The 19348-nt window shown below is 50.5% G+C and carries 21 protein-coding genes; 2 read left to right on the forward strand and 19 right to left on the reverse strand.

Going from position 1 to position 19348, the window contains the following annotated elements:
- Positions 1-11: 11 nt before the first annotated feature.
- The 18 genes from era to murJ all read right to left on the reverse strand — a co-directional run bounded on the left by era (position 12) and on the right by murJ (position 17387).
- Positions 12-902: a GTPase Era gene (gene era, locus QMD53_04365; protein ID MDI6799891.1), complete on the reverse strand. Its 891-nt coding sequence runs from the start codon at positions 900-902 to the stop codon at positions 12-14.
- Position 903: 1 nt separating this feature from the next.
- Entirely contained in the window at positions 904-1359 is a 456-nt protein-coding gene (locus tag QMD53_04370; protein ID MDI6799892.1) for a GNAT family N-acetyltransferase, read from the reverse strand.
- A 19-nt stretch (positions 1360-1378) separates the two neighbouring features.
- Positions 1379-1750 (reverse strand): cytidine deaminase, encoded by a 372-nt coding sequence (gene cdd, locus QMD53_04375; GenBank protein MDI6799893.1) that lies wholly within the window; start codon positions 1748-1750, stop codon positions 1379-1381.
- 11 nt (positions 1751-1761) lie between these two features.
- Positions 1762-3054, reverse strand: a complete 1293-nt coding sequence (locus QMD53_04380; protein MDI6799894.1) for a hemolysin family protein — start codon at positions 3052-3054, stop codon at positions 1762-1764.
- A gap of 15 nt (positions 3055-3069) precedes the next feature.
- Complete coding sequence (locus QMD53_04385; GenBank protein ID MDI6799895.1) at positions 3070-3771, reverse strand: diacylglycerol kinase; 702 nt, start codon at positions 3769-3771, stop codon at positions 3070-3072.
- Positions 3771-4229: an rRNA maturation RNase YbeY gene (gene ybeY, locus QMD53_04390; GenBank protein MDI6799896.1), complete on the reverse strand. Its 459-nt coding sequence runs from the start codon at positions 4227-4229 to the stop codon at positions 3771-3773. The genes QMD53_04385 and ybeY overlap by 1 nt, the downstream gene beginning before the upstream one ends.
- Positions 4207-6324, reverse strand: a complete 2118-nt coding sequence (locus tag QMD53_04395) for an HDIG domain-containing protein (GenBank protein ID MDI6799897.1) — start codon at positions 6322-6324, stop codon at positions 4207-4209. The genes ybeY and QMD53_04395 overlap by 23 nt, the downstream gene beginning before the upstream one ends.
- A gap of 5 nt (positions 6325-6329) precedes the next feature.
- Positions 6330-7337 (reverse strand): PhoH family protein, encoded by a 1008-nt coding sequence (locus tag QMD53_04400; GenBank protein ID MDI6799898.1) that lies wholly within the window; start codon positions 7335-7337, stop codon positions 6330-6332.
- 68 nt (positions 7338-7405) lie between these two features.
- A complete protein-coding gene (locus QMD53_04405) occupies positions 7406-7873 on the reverse strand; it encodes a GatB/YqeY domain-containing protein (protein MDI6799899.1) in 468 nt (155 codons plus the stop codon).
- Between the two features lie 15 nt (positions 7874-7888).
- The gene (locus QMD53_04410) at positions 7889-8230 is read right to left on the reverse strand and encodes a histidine triad nucleotide-binding protein (protein MDI6799900.1); all 342 of its coding nucleotides are present in this window, start codon (positions 8228-8230) and stop codon (positions 7889-7891) included.
- A gap of 30 nt (positions 8231-8260) precedes the next feature.
- A complete protein-coding gene (mtaB, locus tag QMD53_04415) occupies positions 8261-9541 on the reverse strand; it encodes a tRNA (N(6)-L-threonylcarbamoyladenosine(37)-C(2))-methylthiotransferase MtaB (GenBank protein MDI6799901.1) in 1281 nt (426 codons plus the stop codon).
- Positions 9538-10284 carry an RsmE family RNA methyltransferase gene (locus QMD53_04420; protein ID MDI6799902.1) on the reverse strand — a complete coding sequence of 249 codons (747 nt, stop codon included), beginning with the start codon at positions 10282-10284 and terminating at the stop codon, positions 9538-9540. The genes mtaB and QMD53_04420 overlap by 4 nt, the downstream gene beginning before the upstream one ends.
- Positions 10271-10462 (reverse strand): hypothetical protein, encoded by a 192-nt coding sequence (locus tag QMD53_04425; GenBank protein ID MDI6799903.1) that lies wholly within the window; start codon positions 10460-10462, stop codon positions 10271-10273. Before QMD53_04425 ends, QMD53_04420 begins: the two co-directional genes overlap by 14 nt.
- A gap of 138 nt (positions 10463-10600) precedes the next feature.
- The gene (locus QMD53_04430; GenBank protein ID MDI6799904.1) at positions 10601-11671 is read right to left on the reverse strand and encodes a J domain-containing protein; all 1071 of its coding nucleotides are present in this window, start codon (positions 11669-11671) and stop codon (positions 10601-10603) included.
- Positions 11671-12717: a heat-inducible transcriptional repressor HrcA gene (gene hrcA / locus QMD53_04435; protein MDI6799905.1), complete on the reverse strand. Its 1047-nt coding sequence runs from the start codon at positions 12715-12717 to the stop codon at positions 11671-11673. Before hrcA ends, QMD53_04430 begins: the two co-directional genes overlap by 1 nt.
- Positions 12718-12780: 63 nt before the next feature.
- Positions 12781-13926 (reverse strand): radical SAM family heme chaperone HemW, encoded by a 1146-nt coding sequence (gene hemW / locus QMD53_04440; protein MDI6799906.1) that lies wholly within the window; start codon positions 13924-13926, stop codon positions 12781-12783.
- A 17-nt stretch (positions 13927-13943) separates the two neighbouring features.
- Positions 13944-15752, reverse strand: coding sequence for a translation elongation factor 4 (lepA, locus tag QMD53_04445; GenBank protein MDI6799907.1), 1809 nt, complete (start codon positions 15750-15752; stop codon positions 13944-13946).
- Positions 15753-15764: 12 nt separating this feature from the next.
- Positions 15765-17387, reverse strand: a complete 1623-nt coding sequence (gene murJ, locus QMD53_04450; protein MDI6799908.1) for a murein biosynthesis integral membrane protein MurJ — start codon at positions 17385-17387, stop codon at positions 15765-15767.
- Between the two features lie 118 nt (positions 17388-17505).
- On the opposite strand from murJ, the gene QMD53_04455 reads away from it, so the two are divergent.
- Positions 17506-18252, forward strand: coding sequence for a hypothetical protein (locus tag QMD53_04455; GenBank protein MDI6799909.1), 747 nt, complete (start codon positions 17506-17508; stop codon positions 18250-18252).
- A 132-nt stretch (positions 18253-18384) separates the two neighbouring features.
- The gene (locus tag QMD53_04460; GenBank protein ID MDI6799910.1) at positions 18385-18783 is read left to right on the forward strand and encodes a diguanylate cyclase; all 399 of its coding nucleotides are present in this window, start codon (positions 18385-18387) and stop codon (positions 18781-18783) included.
- A gap of 306 nt (positions 18784-19089) precedes the next feature.
- Here the strand turns inward: QMD53_04460 and QMD53_04465 are convergent.
- On the reverse strand, positions 19090-19348 hold a 259-nt coding region (locus QMD53_04465), incomplete at its 5' end, for an integrase core domain-containing protein (GenBank protein ID MDI6799911.1).

Raw genomic sequence — 19348 nt, forward strand, 5'->3', positions numbered from 1 at the left:
CCCCTTCAACATCAATAATCTAAATCAGATACAACCCTTTCGTCTTTTCGCCACTTCTTTTTGACCTTGACTCTTAAGTTTAGATGGACTTGGCTTCCCAAAAGTCGTTCGATATCTAGCCTGGCCCTCTTGCCGATCTCTTTGATCATGCTCCCATCTTTGCCGATAACTATCCCCTTCTGAGAATCCCTTTCGACAAAGATGTCGGCGTGAATGTCTATGATATCATCTCCATCCCTCTTGGATACCTCTTCAACGACGACCATGACACCGTAGGGGACCTCTTCTTTGGTCAGATCGAAGACCTTTTCACGGATAAATTCTGCGATTACCATGCTTTCTGGCTGATCGGTCACTAAGTCGTCCGGGTAGTATTTGGGCCCTTCGGGGAGGAGCTCGATTACCTCATATAAAAGCTCGTCCAGGTTCTCTTTGGTCGAGGCCGAGATTGGAATGATCCTTTTGAACTCTCCAAGATCTTTGCCTATCTCCTCTTGGAGACCCAACTGAACCTCGTCGACTTGATCCATCTTATTTAAGACCAAAATCACCGGGGTATCAAGGCCGGCCAGCTGATTGGCTATAAAGGCGTCTCCTCGGCCTATGACTTTTGAGGCGTCTATCATAAACAGGATCACATCCACCTCGAAGAGGGCGCTGCGAGTCCACTCATTCATCTCCTCGCCCAGAAGATCATGTGGCTTGTGGAGACCTGGCGTATCCAAAAAGACCACTTGAGCTCCACCCTGATTCAAGATACATCTTATCTTGTTTCTGGTGGTCTGAGGCTTATCGGAAACGATGACGACCTTCCTCTGCAAAAGAGAGTTTATGAGGGTCGATTTACCCACGTTGGGCCGGCCAATTATGGCCACAAAACCGCTTTTGAAACCCTTCTCCAAATCACTGCTCCTTCAGATCGAGGCGCATCGAGACCCTGTCGCGACCGGCGCCATATTCGTCTTTTAGCATCCCGTCTTGAAGAAAGCCGAAGCTCTCGTAGAGACGGCGGGCAGCAAGATTATCATTCGAGACGGTAAGTCTTACCGTCTCAATGCCGCCCGATTTTAGAGCTTTGAGAATGCCGCTTAGGAGGGTTGAGCCGAGACCTTCACCCCTCAGGCCGGCTATGATAGAAAATCCGACCAGAAAGGCGACGGTCCGATCATCCCAGTCCCTTATGAGCTCGGCGAGACCCAAGATATCGCCGCCATCCTCTAGAACGAAGACCCCGCCGTATCTGATGAAAACGGGCAGGGTCCATTCGTTTAAGCCGCCGCGGTCGAAACTCTCCGTCTCGATTTCGACCATTTCTTCTATATTTTTGGAATCGAAGGTTTCAACTCTCTTTACTTGCAAAAGATGCTCCCCTCTTGGGTCAAGAGAGCAGAAATGCCCTTGGCAGAAGCTCGCTCAATTTGAATTTCTCTATCTCATTCGGCTCCCCTTTTGAGACCATAACCACTATGTCAGACCCAAATTCAGAAAGCGTCTGAAGACAGGAGCCGCAAGGCATTATGAAACTTAAGGCCCCAGGCGAGAGGGCGATTAGCTCAAGCTCCTTGCAACCCTCCATTATCGCCCGATATAGCGCAACCCTTTCGGCGCAGATGGATAAGGAATAGGAGGCGTTCTCGATGTTTGCTCCGGTAAATACGCGTCCATCTTTGCCGAGCAAAACCACTCCGACCTCAAATTTTGAGTAAGGGGCGTAAGCTTTGGTTTTGGCCTCTTTAGTGAGATTAACCAGGCTTTGATCGTCTATGCTCCCTCCGCCCCCCTTTCGCTCTTCTCTTTAGTGATGAGTATCTTGGAGATGCGCCGCTTTATGACCTTCTCCACCACGAATGTGAGCCTCCAGCCATCCGGCAGATCGAAATCTACCGTCTCTCCGGTCGTCGGTATCTTGCCTATCAGGTTATAGACGAATCCGCCGATAGTCTCGTAATCTACATCCGAAAGATCTATGCCGAGAACCTCGTTGATCTCGTCGATACTGAGTCTGGCATCGACCCTGATGTTATTGTCATCCAGCCTCTCCAACATGACCGTCTCCAGGTCGTATTCATCGAATATCTCGCCGACTATCTCCTCTAGCACATCCTCGATGGTAACAAGGCCGGCCGTACCTCCATACTCATCAACCACGATGGCCATATGGGTCTTGCGATTTCGAAACTCTCGCAAGAGGTCATCTAGCTTCATGGTCTCGGGAACATAGTAAGCGGGATGGATGAGGCCCTTTATCAGGCTATTTAGCCTGTTCTCTCTGGGATTGGCCAAGAGATCCTTGGCGTAGACGATGCCGACCATATTGTCAACTGTGCTCTCATAGACGGGTATTCTGGAATGCCCCTTTTCGACTATTACGTCCAAAAGATCCTTTATGGAGGAGTTGTCTTCGACGGCGACAATATCGATCCTTGGGATCATGACCTCTTTGACCATGGTATCGCCAAACTCGAAGATACTGTGGATCATGTCCTTCTCTTCCTCTTCGATGACGCCGGCTTCCTCTCCCACGATCACCAGGGTCTTCAAATCCTCTTCGGTAACAAAGGGGCCCTTATTCAATGGATTGCCGCCAAAGAGGCGGATGAAGAGGTTGGCTATCCCGATCAGAAGGTGGGCCACCGGATATAAGATGAAAGAGAGGAAGAGGACCGGTTTGACAAGGCGCAAGGATAGATTTTCGGCGTTTTGAGCCGCAAACGTCTTTGGAGTTATCTCTCCGTACACTAAAACGAAGAATGTGACGACGCCAGTGGAGACGGCGGCCGCATAGTTGGAAACGTACTCGGCTATGACGACCGTGGCCAGCGAGGCCGCCGCGATGTTGACCACGTTGTTTAGGAAGAGCGTTGTCGCCAAGAATCTGCTGGGATCGTCTAGAAGCTTTTCTAAGAATATGGCCTTCTCGTCCTTCTCCATGGCCAGTTGTTTTATCCGTAACTTATTGACCGAAGTTATGGCCGTCTCCGACATCGAGGAGAAGGCCGAAAGAACCAGTAGAAAGAGAAAGCCGATTATCTTTATTAGAGTTCCTGAAGCCAAGGTCCCTACCCCCGATTAAAAATAGAATGCCTGAAACATTAAGACCGTAACCAGAAATCCGCCGATGGCCCCCGAAAAGACCTGAAACCAGGAGTGTATGCCAGCCTGAACCCGGCTGTGAGAGACCAGAGCTGCCAGGATGAAGGCCAGAGTCGTAAGGGTCATGTTGTCTCCCAAGATGGCGATGGCCGTAAGGGCGCTGAAGGCAAGGGCGGTATGGCCACTCGGCCAGCCACCCCTGATATAATTTTTGTAGCCGGTCAAGGCTTTTGCCGCCACAATTAAGATGGATATGATTAGAAAGGCGGTTATGGTCAAGTGTATCGGTGAGCGCCTAATCCGGGCCGGAAACGAGCTGCTGGCCCGCTCAAGTAGCGGGAAGAAGACGAAATATGCGGTTATGATGGCGTTAACGCTGGTTATCAAGACTGCGCCCGCAGCCACGTCCTTGGCTATTTTGGCCTTATCATTGTGAGTGTCGATCGTAAGATCTATCGTCTCCTCAATGGCCGTATTGATAAGCTCGGCGCTAAGAACCAAAGCTATCGAGACGAGGAGAAGCATAAATTCCAATCGGCTCACCCCAAGATATAAGCTTAAAGCCAAGACGGTGAAGGCCGCGATGAAGTGCACCCTGATGTTGCGCTGATACTCCAGAACGTGGATTACCCCCTCGATCGCATTGTTTAAGCTGCCTACAAAGCTGCTATTCTTCATCAAGTTGTAAGATCGCCTCCATAATATGTCTTTAAAATCTCGGCCTCTTTACTCTCCATGATATCAGCCTCCTCTTCTGTTTCGTGATCATAACCCAAGAGATGGAGGATGCCGTGAACGACCAAGAGATCGATCTCTTTTAGAAAATCGATTCCACTTTCTAAGGCATTCCTCTTGGCAACGCTCGGGCATATGATGACGTCACCTAAGATTAAAGGTCTATTGCTATTTGAATTTGAGAAGTCATCGTATAAAGGGAATGAGAGGACGTCGGTCGGCTTTTCGATGTCGCGATATTCCAAATTTAGGTCCTCCATCTCCTCTTCGTCCACTAAGACCAAAGAGAGCTCGACAGACTCCCCTTGACCCAAAGACTTGAGGACAAATTTGGCCAGCCTCTTTATGAGCCATCCATTCAGTTTGAGATCGCTCTGCTTATCTATTAGTTGAATTTCCAAATTTTGAAAGCCCCTTAGATTGCGATATCAGCTCCAGATTGGGATACTCGATTCTTGAATGATAGATGCTGGCCAGGGTATTGGCAAAAGACTTTGATATTCCCTCAAGGTCGCTTAAGGTAAGGTTGCTCTCATCCATCTGACCGTCGTCAAGTTTGCCATGAATTACCTTCCGAACTAACTGCTCTAACCTGGCAGGAGATAACTTGGTGATGGTCCGGGCGGCCGCCTCGACCGAGTCGGCCAGCATGATGATGGCCGCCTCTTTGGTGGTCGGCTTCTCGCCGGTGTAGCGGAATTGAACCTCTTTCACCTCGTGTTTTTCGTTTATCTCCTTGGCCCGATGATAGAAGTATGTGATCAGGCCGGTTCCGTGATGTTGCTCTATTATCTTGACTATCTCATAGCCAAGCCTATTTTTTTTGGCCAGCTCTACCCCATCTTTTACATGGGCATTTATGATCAAGTAGCTCAAGTTCGGGTTGGTCTTATCGTGCGGATTATCGCAGCTTGCCTGGTTCTCAACGAAGAAGAATGGTCTTTTCAGTTTGCCTATGTCGTGATAGTAGCTTCCGACCCGAGCGAGAAGAGGATTTGCCCCTATCTCTTCGGCCGCAGCTTCGGCCAGGTTGCCGACCATAACGCTGTGGTTGTAGGTGCCCGGGGCCTTTGTCATCAGCTCTTTTAGGAGTGGCTGGGTAGTATTGGCAAGATCTAAGAGTTTGACGTCGGTCGTCAGCCCAAAACCAGACTCTAAAAAGGGCAATGCCCCGATGGTGATGACCGCAGAAGAGACTCCGCTTGCAAAACCCCAAGCGGCATTCTTGAGCGCGTCCATAATGGGAGCGCCCAACGTAAGATCGGACGTAAAGCAGATGAAGAACATGGACGGGCTCAAGATAAGGCCGGCCTTGGTAAGATCGTGGCGATGGGATATATCTGAGACCAGATAGACGGCGAATACCCCGCCGAGGATGGCCACTGTGAAATATTGAAGATTGCCCCCGACTATGTGTGTTGTTACAAGCGTCGAGATCATTACCATCAAGATGCCCATATTGGAGCCGAGAATGATGGTTGCGACCATCGAGGCGGCTGCAATCGGGACCAGATAGCTTGAGAAGTAAGGGGCTATCGTCTTAGCTATGAAGGATACGATGAGTAGAAGTAGCCCGAAGAGAAGAAGTAAGGGATTATTATCGTAAAGATCCCTCTCAAATTTATGGGCGTAGACGGCAAAGATCAAGATCAGACTCAAGATGAAGAGGGTTTCTCCAACCAGTCTTCGCACATCTAGCTTCTCTTTCAAGAGCCCAAGCTCTGAGAGTACCTTCAAATGATCGTTTGAGACCAGCTCCCCTTCGCGCACTATCACCTCTCCCTGCATCTTCTTGACCAGATAGGGCTCCACTTCGGCAACCACCTCCGCCTTCAGGATCTCGGTCGCGTCTTTGTCGTAGTAATAGTTGGGCTCGATGAAGGCCGCCCCTATTTCGGCCGCCGCCTCAATCTGGACCCGTGGAAGTGAAAGCATGGTCGAGAGGCCCCTTAACTCCTCCTTCTTGTCCGAGATATCTTCTTCCAAGATATTTCCAGCCATGATGCTAGTGAGGAGGCTTTTTGTCTTTTCTGTGAAGGTTGCAAACTCTGAGTTGTTCAATTCAAGGAGGATGAGGAGGGATTGATCCGAGATGGCCGCCCCGTATTCCTCTTTGAGGATTATGAGACAGTTGCTCCTATCGTTGCCTTTTTTGACAGCGCTAACCGCTTTGAAGAAGTCGTCGAGCTTGGTGACTGCCCTATCTTTGGCCGTGACATCCCTCTTGAAGACCTCTTCTACGGCACTGGCAACCGATTCCTTCTTTGCCTCGGTCTTTTCATCGTCTATGAATTCGATGGCCCTGGAAGCCTTTATCGTCCTTGGGCTAGGGCTTCCTTCCCTTATGTCCTTAATTTGGGGGGTAATATCCAGCGACAGGATGAGGATCAGGAGAAAGGAGATAAATGAGGCCAGGATAATCTTTTGAAATCGATCATCGCCGATGGCCCTATTCTCTTTAAGCCGCTTGGCGACCCTGCTTAAGACGGGAGACATCGGCCTCAAGTCCCCTTTTTCGCGGGATCTGAGACTATCATATCATCCCTTTCAGCAAAGAGACGGTATGCCTCGACTATCCTTTGAACCAGCTTATGCCGGACCACATCACCCGAGGTCAGATGTATGAATTCGACCTCGTCTAGTTGGCACAGAATATCCTCAATGACCACGAGCCCAGAGCTCATCTCCTTTGGCAGGTCTACCTGGGTGGTATCTCCTGTCACGACCATCTTGGAGCCAAAGCCGAGCCTGGTTAGAAACATCTTCATCTGCTCAGCCGAGGTATTCTGGGCTTCATCTAAGATTATGAAGGCATCATTGAGTGTCCGGCCCCGCATGTAGGCCAAGGGGGCTATTTCAATTATCCCTTGCTCCATGTATCTCTGGAATTCGGCCGCATCCATCATGTCATAGAGGGCATCGAAGAGAGGACGCAGATAAGGATCGACCTTTTCCACCATGGTTCCTGGTAGATGGCCAAGTTTTTCTCCGGCCTCAACGGCCGGCCTGGTTAAGATGACTCTTGAGATAGACTGCTCTTTGAGGGCTTTTACCGCCATGGCCATGGCTAGGTAGGTCTTTCCGGTTCCAGCTGGACCTATGGCAAAGGTTAAGGTGTTTTTCTTTATGGCGTCTATGTATCTTTTTTGTCCGGCCGTCTTGGGCCGTATTATCTTTCCCCGGTGGACCATTATCTTCTCGGTAAAGACCTCTTTGGGGGATATAACATCCGCGCTCTTTACCAAGTCTATTGTCCGGCCCACGTCGCTCCGTTCAAGCTGATTGCCAGCTTCCAAAATGGACAACAACTCCTTGATCAGACCCATTACCAGGTCGACCTCTTCTACATCTCCCGATATGTCTATCTCGTTTCCTCTGACCAGAATATCGACATCGAAGCCGGCCTCTATTAATTTTAGAAATTCATCCCCTTGACCCAGAAGCTCGACCATCGATTGGTCGCTGGGCACCAGGATCTTGGCTCGTTTATCCTTCTTTATCACCTTCAAGTCATCACATCTGGCACTTTAAAAAAGATTATATCAATCTTATCCTAACTGGTCGATAAGGCATCCGGTCAATTTTCCTTCTCCAAGGCCGAACTGACCAGTTCGCTGACGAGCCGCCCATCGGCTTGCCCTTTGAGTTTAGCCATTACATCCTTCATGACCAGGCCCATATTGACGTCTCCCTTGGCCGATAGCTCTTCGATGCTGGCCGATATGACCCTCTCTATCTCCTCGGCTGAGAGCTGGGCCGGCATATAGGCGGTAAGGATCTCCATCTCCTCGGCCTCCTTTGCGGCCATCTCGGCCCGACCACCCCTCTTGTAGCCCTCGATGGACTCTTTGCGCCTCTTTATTTGCTTGGCTACAACCTCAATTATCTCATCGTCTTTGAGGCTCGTCTTCTTATCTATCTCAACATTTTTTATCTCGGCCAATAGGAGGCGCAGCGTGCTTAGCCTCATCTTCTCCTTTGGGTTTGACGCAGATCCCTTCATGGAGACCTTTGTGTCCCTCGCGATATCATCCTTTAAGCTCACTTCTACCTCCTATAATTAGACCAATTTCCCCATCTTTTGACCGCCTAAAAGATGGATGTGCAGATGTGGAACCTCTTGGCCCCCATCGCTGCCCGCATTCATTATCAACCTAAAACCACTTTGAGCAATCTTCTGCCTAGAGGCTATCTCTTTGGCAGCCATAAAAATATCGGACATCACTTCGGCTTGCTTTGCGCTTATCTCTCCCATTGGCTCCATATGTTTCTTGGGCAGTATTAAGATGTGAACTTTGGCCTGGGGATTTATGTCTCGAAAGGCGATGACCGTCTCGCTTTCGAAAACTATCTCGCTTGGTATCTGTCCATTTATTATTTTGCAAAAAATACAATCGGCCACAAAAACCACCCTTTCGATCGGTTGATGAACTTACAATACCTCGGCAGATAATTTGTCGCAAGATCGGGCCAGTATCCTCATTTCAATGATGTTGCCAACCATCTTTTGATTGCCGGTCGCCGCCACCTTAAGATAGTTATCGGTCGAGCCGATAACCGAGCCGTCTTCACCATTAAAGGTTTCAACCAAAACCTTCATTCTCCTTTCGATGAATCTGGCTAAAAAGGAGCCCATCATCTTACCAGCCAGCTCGATCAGCCGTCTGGAGCGCTCGTTCTTTGTGGGTGAATCGACTCTGGCAGTGATGGCGGCCGCTTCTGTCCCCTCCCTCGATGAGAATTTGAAGACATGTACTTTGGCAAAGGATACCGCCTCAGCCAGGGCGAGAGTCCGCTCGAAATCGGCTTCGGTTTCGCCCGGAAACCCGACCATGATATCGGTAGTGATGGCGATATCTTCTATCCGAGCCTTGAGGGTCAATATCCGCTCGAGAAACTGATCGGCTGTGTAGTTTCTATTCATCGCCCTTAAAACGTTGTCTGAGCCGCTCTGAAGAGGTATGTGAAGGTGTCTGCAAAGCTTGGAGCCCTCCCCCATCAAGGATATGAGACGATCGCTTATATCGCTTAACTCTATTGAACTCAGCCTAATCCTTTCGATCTTGTCTATTTTGCAGACGTTCTCGATGAGACTCTCAAGACAATCTTCTTCCGGACGGTTGCGACCAAATGAACCCAGATTTACCCCCGTCAAGACGATCTCTCTTGCGCCGCTTTGGGCCAACTCTTGAGCCTCTAGGATTATACTCTTTTGGTCACGGCTCTTTGGCGCGCCCCTTGTAAAGGGTATAACGCAGTAGGAACAGTGTTGGTCGCAACCGTCCTGAACCTTAAGAAGAGCCCTAGTTCTTGGCTTGGTCCCTTTAACACCCTTTTCGCTGTCCGATAATAATCCTCGGATCTTAGGATGGGCCAAGGCTACCTCGGCAAGGGAGTCCTTGTTGCTGTTTTCTATGAAGAGATCGGCACCCACTTCAGCCAGCAAGCAACCTTCGTCGGCCGGCGAATAGCAGCCGGTCACAACGACCAGGGCTTTGGGGTTAATTCTAGAGGCCCGCCGGATTATCTTTCTCGACTTGGCCTCGGTCTCCCCCGTGACCTTGCAGGTATTTATGATGTATAGGTCAGCTAGAGATGAGAAGCTGACCTCGGATATCCCCGCATTCAAGAGCTTCTTTGCTATTCTATCGGTCTCGTACTGATTCACCTTGCAACCGAGCGTCGCCGCGGCAAATCTTAAGCTCTCTCTCAAGGGTCGCCCCCAAACTCGTGGGCGATGACGGCAAGGGCGACGATGGCGGCCGTCTCGGCTTTCAAGATGTTCTTGCCAAGAGTTGCAACCTTGGCGCCGAGGCCCTTTATGAGATCGACCTCACCCTCTGGAAAACCGCCCTCGGGGCCGATGATAACCCCGATAGATGAAGGTTTTCCACTCTCATCTCTTATTTGCTTTACGGTCTTGAGCCTCTCTTCCTCCCAAAACAATATCGTAAAATCCAAAGATGAGATGACCGATTTAAGATAGTTTACTCCCATGATGGGGAATACCTTTGGAATATGAAGGCGCTTAGACTGCTTGGAGGCCTCGATGGCTATCCTTTGCCAGCGATTTACCTTATCCTCGCCCTTTTTGATTGAGATCTCGACTACTGACCGCTCGGTCATGACCGGGTAGATGCCGTTTACTCCAAGTTCGGTCGCTTTCTGGATGACCAAATCCATGGCCGGCCCTTTTAGGATGGACTGGCAAAGCGTTAGCGTTGGAGCGGGTTTCTCTTCATGGGTCGAAGCTAAAACTTGGCGGCCCAGCGCCCTATCCTTGCCGACCTCTGTTAGCTCGACGAGATAGAGATTGCCCAAACCATCGAAGACCTCGGCCCGGTCGCCGGCCTTTGGGCGGATCGCATTCTTTAGGTGACGCAGCTCCTCTCCCTCGATGGTAACCAATTGGGAGGCGATCTTCTCTTTGGGTACGAAAAACCTAGGCGTGGTCATCTTCACCAACCCGGGCAGACTTAAAATACCTCTCCCAACCGCTCGGCCAGTCTTGATCAGAGGCCGCCGTAATCCATCTATTGATGGCCGCCTCCTTAATGCCCTGGCCGACAATGAGGCCGAAAAAATCGGTTTCAAGGTCGTGAAGAGAACCCCACTCTTCGAAATAAGCCGTCAATTGAGAGGCCGAACCTCCCTCCTTAAGTGCGAAACCATCGGGTAATAGTATGCTGGAAGCGAAGGGGAAATCTCAAGGTTTTCGTTTGGTATGTCCGATTTGAGCTCGATATGCTGCAATCTACCGCCTGTTTTCACGTCAATTTGTTTCGATCATGCCGCCACCTGGCGGCTCGATCTTGGAAAGTTCGTCAAGCAAGCCTCTCTCTTCTGCCGACAGTCCACTTGGGGTTACGACCCTGATCTCAACCAGTTGATCTCCCCTCTTCTTGGCCCCCATTTGGAAGAGACCACAGCCGGCTAGTTTAAGGATGGTGCCGGTTTGAACGCCCGGAGAAATATCCAAGGTCTCCTTGCCATCCAGCGTTAAGATTTCGAGCCGTGCTCCAAGAGCGGCCTGACTGAAGTTAACGGCATACTTGCAAAGAAGGTCGCTTCCTCTGACTTGAAAATACTTGTGTGGTCTTACTGAGACATCGATGTAGAGATCGCCCGGCGCTCCACCCCGCAAGCCGGCTCCACCTTCGCCCTTTAAAACCAGGCGGGACCCGTCCATAATCCCTGACGGTATGTCGAAAGGGACGCTTGAAGCACTAGGAACGCGGCCCTCTCCATTACAAGCATCGCAGGCCACGCCGATCACCTTGCCCCGGCCGCCGCAAGACTGACAAGTATGAGCCTTGCTAAACGTGCCAAAAGCCGTCCTTTTGGTGGTCTGGACAATGCCTCTCCCGCCACAATTAGAGCAGGTTATCGGTTCTCTGCCATCCTTTGAGCCGCTTCCGAAGCACTTTAAGCACTCCGTCTCCCTTTCGATTTTGATGCTCTTTTTAGCGACCTTAAGGGTCTCTTTGAGATCCATCTCCACCTCAAAAAGGAGGTCTGCTCCCCTCTCCTTCATCGGTCTGGCAGTCTGGCCGAAACCAAAACCGCTAAAGAGACCGCCAAAGAGATCATCCATGATGTCGAACCCGCCCAGAGTGTGGGCGGAAGCGCCGTGACCGAAGCGGTCGTAATGAGCTCTCTTATCCGAGTCCGAGAGAACTTCGTAGGCCTCCACAATCTCTTTAAATTTTTCTTCGGCAACTGAGTTAGACCCATTTTTGTCGGGATGATGCCTATGGGCAAGCCTTCTGTAAGCCTTCTTTATCTCGCCCTCTGGAGCCCCTCGACCGACCTCCAAGACCTCGTAATAGTCCCTCTTCGACATCAAATCTCCCTCTTGTGATTGAATAGACTGCAAAAGGAGTTGAGCCTCTTGATTACGGCATTCACGGCCGAGATCCCCTGGACATAATCGAGCCGCACCGGACCAACGATGCCGATTACCCCCAGACGGACTTCGCCAAAACCATATGAGCCAAAGACTATGCTACACCCCTTCATCTCTTCCTTATAATTCTCCGCACCTATTCGAACAACCGTCTGGCCGAGCGCCGAGCCGTCTGTTAAGAGATCCGAGATGAGCTCGCCGTCCTTCAAGCCATCAAGAATCTCTACCGCAAGACCCGTATTTTTAAATTCTGGTTGAAGCAGGATGTTGGAGGCTCCCTCAATCAGAAAGTCGCGCTCACCGACCAGAAGAAGGTTTAGAATGTGGGTCATGACGATATCTGCGATTTTGCGTTGGCCCAAGGGGAGTTCTATCAAATTCTGGCCGAAAATCGCAATCTCTTTAAGGTTTGAGTTATTCAGCTTTTCGTTCAAAGTCTTCTCGGCCGCTTCCAGCGCCTCTTCGGTTAAATGAAAATCGATATTTACGGCCTTTTTGAAGACTCTGCCGGTGTTGGTTATGATGACCATAAGCAGGCTGTTATTGTCTATCATGATAAGGTCGATATGCTTTAGACGACTCTCTTTGAAGGAGGGAGCGTTGACGAAAGAGACCATGTTGGTCAGCCTGCAGAGGATGTTTGAGGCTTCCCTTATCAGACCGTCCATCTCATTTCCGGTCTCAATAAGGGTTTTTAAAAGGGCGCTCTCCTCGAAGGAGGCTCTCTCTTTATACATTTGGGTCAGGACGTTGACATAATAACGATAACCCTTATCGGTAGGTATCCTGCCGGCTGAGGTGTGCGGTTGAAAGAGATGGCCGCTCTTGTCGAGTGAAGATAGCTCGCTTCTGACCGTGGCCGAACTGACCCTAATGTTATGATTCTCGACGATACGTTGGGAGCTGATGGGTTCTGCGCTCTTGATATAGTCCTCGACGACTGCTATGAGTATCTTCTCTTTTCGACCATCTAAAGCTGGCACTTTAGCACTCCTGTTAAATGACTGCCAAGATTATAGCAGATTATCATCCCCCTTGGCAGAGTCTTAATCCGGTATGAGGCGGGCCAAAATGTCGTTGGAGACGAGCATGCCACTGGGGGTCAGCCTGAGGCGCTCACCTCGAGTCATGAGCCCCATATCGACGAATATTTGGGCTCGCAAAATAATCTGATCGATCTCCTCCGTTGAAAATTCTTCCTCTAGCTTGATGAGGTCCAGTCCTTCCGTAAGACGAAGTCCCAACATGATCCGCTCACAGAGCCCATCTCTTCTTGAAAGCTCTTCGAAGGAGTCCGCCGCCGCCCCGCTCACAAGGGCGACCTCTACGTAGGAGCGGGGATCTTCGATATTCTTTATGCGCCTCCCCCCCAAAAAAGAGTGGGCTCCGGCCCCAAATCCGTAGTAATTGCCGCCCCGCCAATAGATCATATTGTGGATCGATTCAAGGCCCTCTTTGGCAAAGTTAGAGAGTTCATATTGGTTGAATCCTGCAGCGATCAGAGTCTCTATAGATGAGAGATACGTCTCGGCTTGAATCTCTTCCTCTAATGGTTTAAACGAACTTGAGCTCACCATATCAAAAAGCGGAGTCCCCTTGTGAATCTCAAGCATATAGGCCGATATATGACTTGGCTTAAGAGAAATCGCCCTCTTTAGCGTCATTTCATTATTTTTCCCACCGCCAAGAGGCGACGACAAGATGAGATCGAGGTTGATGTTTCCAAAGCCTGCCCTTGTAGCCATACCGACCGCCCGTTCAACCTCTTCTGCGCTATGGCGTCGCCAAAGGAGATGAAGAAAGTCGTCATCGAAGGATTGGGCTCCAAGGCTCAGGCGATTGAAACCGAGCCGAATCAGATCATTTAAATAGGAGAGGCTGAGGCCTTCCGGGTTAGCCTCTATGGTTATCTCCAAATCTTGGCCCAAGGCAAAATTTTCGAATATAGCCGCAAGAATGGTTTCGAGCTCTGCGCCGGAAAGGATGGTTGGGGTGCCGCCCCCGAAATATAGGGATCTCGCCTCTCTTGGTCCAGCCTGATGCGCCCTGCTCTTAATCTCTTTTGTGAGAGCATCAACATAGGTTGGGATGAGGTCTTCGAGGCCGCTTGCTGAGTTGAAATTGCAATAGGCGCACTTGGACCGACAGAAGGGGATGTGAATATATATTCCGGTCTCTTTGGATTGGCTCATATTATTCAGCCAAGTTGCTATTTGTCCACCTTCAGAACGGCCAAGAAGGCGTCCTTGGGGACCTCGACTCTGCCTATGCTCTTCATCTTCTTCTTGCCAGCCTTCTGCTTCTCAAGAAGCTTCCTCTTTCTGGTGATGTCACCACCGTAGCATTTGGCCAGCACGTCCTTCCTCTTGGCTTTGATCGTCTCTCTGGCTACTATCCGGCTCCCGATGGCGGCCTGAATGGGAACATCAAAGAGCTGGTGGGGGATTATCTCTTGAAGGCTCTCGACCAGACCTCGGCCGAGGCTCTGGGCAAAATCCTTATGGACGATTATGGAGAGGGCGTCCACCGGCTCGCTGGCCAGAAGGACGTCCAGTTTGACGAGGTCTGACTCCTTATATCCGATATACTCATAATCCATCGAACCATATCCCTTGGTCCTGGACTTGAGGATATCGTAGAAATTGAGCATCATCTCGCTCAAGGGGAGATGGTAGTGGAGCCTTACCCGGTCATCGCTCAAATACTGCATATCCTTAAACTCCCCCCGCCTGCCTTGACAGAGGTCCATGATCCCTCCGACATATTCCGACGGCAAGAGGATGGTGAGAGAGACGAATGGCTCTTCTATCTTCTCGACCTCGCCAATTTGTGGAAAATCGGCCGGATTGCTTAGAGTCGCAACCTCATCTCCCCTCATAGTCACCCTATATTCAACGTTGGGAGAGGTGGCAAGGAGATCCAACTGATACTCGCGCTCAAGTCTCTCCTTGACGATATCCATGTGAAGGAGACCGAGAAAGCCGCACCTAAAGCCGAAACCCAAGGCCTTGGATGTCTCCGGCTCAAAGATGAAGGATGGGTCGTTAAGTTTCAATTTACCGAGAGCTTCGCGCAGCGATTCATACTCGCCGCCATCGACCGGATATAGTCCGCAGAAGACGACTGGTTTTACCTCGCGGTAGCCGGCCAGCGGCTCCTTGGCAGGCCTCGCCTCTTCAGTGATGGTATCACCCACCTTGACGTCTTTGAGAACCTTGATCCCGGAGATGATGTAACCCACCTCGCCGGCGGACAGGCCGCCTTTCGAAGTCATGTTTGGCCTAAAAATCCCGACCTCTTCAACCTGAGCTACCTTGCCCATGGCCATCATCTTTATCTTTGTCCTTAAGGCCAAACGCCCGTCGAATATCCGAACAAAGATTATGACGCCACGATAAGGATCGTAGACCGAATCGAATATGAGCGCCCTTAAGGGTTCGCCTGAATCGCCGCTTGGAGCGGGAATCTCAGAGACTATCATCTCTAGAACCGCATCGACCCCTTGACCGGTCTTGCCGCTGACCAGAAGGGCATCGGTCGCATCGATGGCCAGGCTCTCCTCGATCTCACGCTTGACCCGTTCAGGATCGGAGTTTGCAAGATCAATCTTGTTTATCACCGGAATGATGGTCAGATTGTTATCCAAAGCCAAGATGGTATTTGCGATGGTCTGTGCCTCGACTCCCTGGGTGGCATCGACCACTAAGAGGGCCCCCTCACAGGCGGCCAGACTCCTTGAAACCTCGTAAGTGAAATCTACATGACCCGGAGTATCAATGAGATTTAAGACATAAGCTTTACCGTCATTAGCCTGGTAGGTGATCCTTACCGCTTGGGCCTTGATGGTTATCCCCCGCTCCCGCTCCAGGTCCATCCGGTCCAAAACCTGCTCTTTCATGTCCCGCTTCGAAATCGTCCCGGTTGCCTCGAGCAGGCGGTCGGCTAAGGTGGACTTGCCATGATCTATGTGGGCGATTATCGAAAAGTTTCTGATATTTCCGGGGTCTACTTTGGCCATAATTTTACCAACCTATCTTTTGAGTCTCTTCTTCAAAAGATCAGAAAAGATGGATAACTCCTCCATCTTGAGGAGTCTGGCCAGAAAGATGAATGAGAGACCGGCGATGGAAAGGGCAGCGATGAAAGCCGCGAGTTGACCCTTGGTTGAACTTCCAAGCAAGGTGCTAGAGTAGCGCCAAATATATAGAGCGGCGATGGCCATAATCGATGAGGCCAAGGCGGCCTTGATTAGGGTCTCGGCCATCCTTCTGCCTCCGATTTGACCGAGCCGTCTCTTCATTATCAGAAGCAGACAGACAAAATTGAAGGTCATAACGACTGAGGTCGACAGGGCGATCCCACCGTGTTTGAGGGGTCCCACAAGGGCCCAATCGCCGAAGTAATTTATCGTTATAGCGATGATGGCGACTATCGTCGGGGTCAAGGTATCCTTTAGTGAGTAGAAAGCCCTGTTGATGAGGTGGAGCGCTCCCGACGACGTGAGTCCAATGGTATAGAAGACCAGGGCATAGGCGGTTGATGCGGTCGCATCCGGACCGAAGGCCCCCCTCTCGAAAGTTAGGGCCACAATCGGCTTGGCCAGCACCAGGATGAAGGCGGTAGTCGGGATCAGGACCAGAAATACGAGGCGGAGGCCAAGCGAGAAGGAGCCCTTTAGGCCCAAGATATCATTCTTGGCCGCCTGACGGGAGAAGACCGGGAAGAGGACTGTTGAGATGGCCACGGCAAAAAGACCCATCGGAAGATACCAGAGACGCAAGGCATAGTGAAGGGCCGCAACGCTGCCGGTTTTAAGTATCGAGGTGAATCTGGTGTCGATGAAGACATTTATCTCTATGCTGGCCAGACTGAATACTATCGGTAAGATGAGCCGCCCTATCTCTTTGACGCCCGGATGATCCAAGACCATGGTGAAAGAGTATTTCCAGCTAACCCTCCTGAGCGATGGAAGTTGAGAGACTAGTTGGGCTAAGGCTCCCCCCGTTGCGCCTATGGCCAGGCTAAAAGGACCAAGGCTTGGGGTCAAAAGAACAATTGAGCTTATGACGGCGATGTTGAAGAAGACCGGAGCAAAGGCCGGGGCCGCAAAGCGATTGAAGGAGTGGAGCATGCCCATGACGAAACCTGCCATACCCAGAAATAAGATGGTTGGAAGCATGATACGGGTCATGGTAACCGTGAGTTCGAATTTTGCCGGATCGATAAGGAAGCCTGGAGCCATTAGTTTGGTTATCTGGGGAGCCAAGAAGAAGCCGCCCACCATGAAGACGGTGAATATTACAAAGAGGATGTTGGTCGCGCTGCTTGCCACCAAATTCAAATTTTTGTCATCGGAATCTGTCAAGTATTTGGTGATTACCGGTATAAAAGCCGAGCCTATCGCCGCGCTTCCAAAGAGCTGAAGCAGCATGTTGGGGATAGCGTAAGCCACTCTGTAAGCATCGGCCGCAAGACCGCTCCCAAAGTAGGCTGCCATGAAGACTTCACGAATGAAGCCGAATATCCTGCTTCCCAAGGTACCTGCCATAACGATCAGGGTCGCTTTGGCCAAAAAGGAATTACCCTCCCTTGGTTTGGGAAGGCTTAAGTCGGTAGCTATATCTTCAGCACCAAATTCGTCCAGAGAATCCAAGATTATTCCCCTTCTATGAGGTCAAGGTATTATAACACCGAACCATTAACTTGTTACAGCAAAATGATAATGTCCGCTTTCAGCAATGTTAAAATGTCCTCTTTCAAAGGAGGATGTGTTGCTGAAAAAGGAGATTATCGTGATAAGAACCAGAGAGCTAAGAAAGCTCCCGCCGGCAAAGAAGTTCCTTGAAAAAGAGATTACCCAGAAGAAGGCGGCAAAGCTTGTGGGAATCTCAGAAAGACAGATGCCCACGGTGGTCAAGGCAGTAAGGGACGAAGGAGTGAAGGGTGTTATCCATAAATCTCGAGGCCGACCGTCAAACAGAAAAAAGCCAGAAGAGCTCAGAGAACACATCTTAAGCCTCTATGAGAGAAATATAAAGGCTTTGGACCCACACTTTCTTTGCGAGAAGCTACTCACGCTTGATGGTATCAAGATAAGCAAGGAGACCCTGAGACGCTGGCTGATCGAAGAGGGGAACTTTAAGACGAGAAGAAAGAGGAAGGCTCACCGAAGCTGGCGAGAAAGAAAGAAACACTTCGGAGAGATGATCCAGATGGACGGCTCCGATCATGATTGGCTAAAAGACCGAGGTCCCAGGCTTACCCTGATGGGCTTCGTCGATGACGCAACCGGCTCTGTCTCTGGTCGCTTCTACGAGCATGAAGGCACGCTTTCAGCCATGGGGGCCTTGAGAAGATATATCGAGATTTATGGCATTCCCCAAAGCATTTACCTCGACAAGCACAGCACTTACGCGGTCAACCGGCCGCTCACGCTGAAAGAAGAACTCATGGGGGGAAGCCCAAGCCCGCGGCCCAGTTTGAGAGAGCAGCAGAAGAGTTGGGGATCGAGCTCATAAGCGCCCCAGCCCACAGGCTAAGGGCAGGATAGAGAGGAGTTTTAAGACCCACCAAGACAGGCTGGTAAAAGAGATGCGCTTGAGAGGAACCAGCGAATATCAATGATGCCAACGCCCTCGTTGAAGGGTACTGTGCAAGCCACAACGCTAGGCAAGCGGCCAGTCGCGCTTCACCCTGGCGACCTTCATGTCAAAGGAGCCAAGAAGTGTGACCTCGACTCCATCCTTTGCATTCGGCATAAAAGAACGGTAAAGAATGACGTCGCGGCCCGCTGGGGCGGGGAGGAATTCGTTCTACTTCTTCAGGAGGTGAAGGGGGAGGACAGCATTGCCATAGCAGAAAAGATCAGGGGGGATATCGAAAGACTGGAGATTTCCTTTGGGGACAAGAAGATCAGATTAACCGCCAGCTTCGGCATTGCCGGCCTGCGTGACGGGGATGCCGAAATAGAGGAACTTATCAGACGGGCAGACAGGGCCTTGTATGCGGCCAAACATTCAGGAAGAAATTGCGTTAAAACCAATTTTTAGCAACCATGTTTTAATCAGGGATAGGCCCGTTACCGGTTGCAATCTCCTCAATACGCTTTATTTGGCAGTTGGTTAAAAGGTTACAACCTTATCCGCCCACTCGACCAGCTCGACGCAATCGACCATTGTGGACATCGGACAGGCCCCTGTGTCTCATCTTTTTGTCTTGATTTCAAACAAGTTCCACAGGCTAATACTTCGCCTCCTACAGAGATGAATTTTTTCAATTGTTCATCTGTAAAAGTCAATAGCTTACCTAACAGTCCTCCCCCTTGGGACGCTTGTCCGCCTTAGGCGGGCTTGGTGCTAGGCCGCTTCGCTTCTTGGCCCCACCCCCCTTGTGCTTGTCTCTTTAAGGGTCAGTTTCTTTCCCTCCACGAACGTCTCATATGGCCGCCGGCCCAGATTGCGATAGCCTCTATGCGGCCGCTCATGGTTATAGAACTTTAGCCAAACGTCCAGATCTTTCTGTAGCTCTTCAATACTGCCATAGAACTTCTTTCTGAAGGCTGTGCGGAAGAACTCATCCAAGATGGTTCGGTTGAACCTTTCCACAAAACCATTG

Source organism: Actinomycetota bacterium (genome assembly GCA_030017835.1).
In the GTDB taxonomy this organism is placed as follows: domain Bacteria; phylum Actinomycetota; class Aquicultoria; order UBA3085; family Oleimmundimicrobiaceae; genus Yes70-04.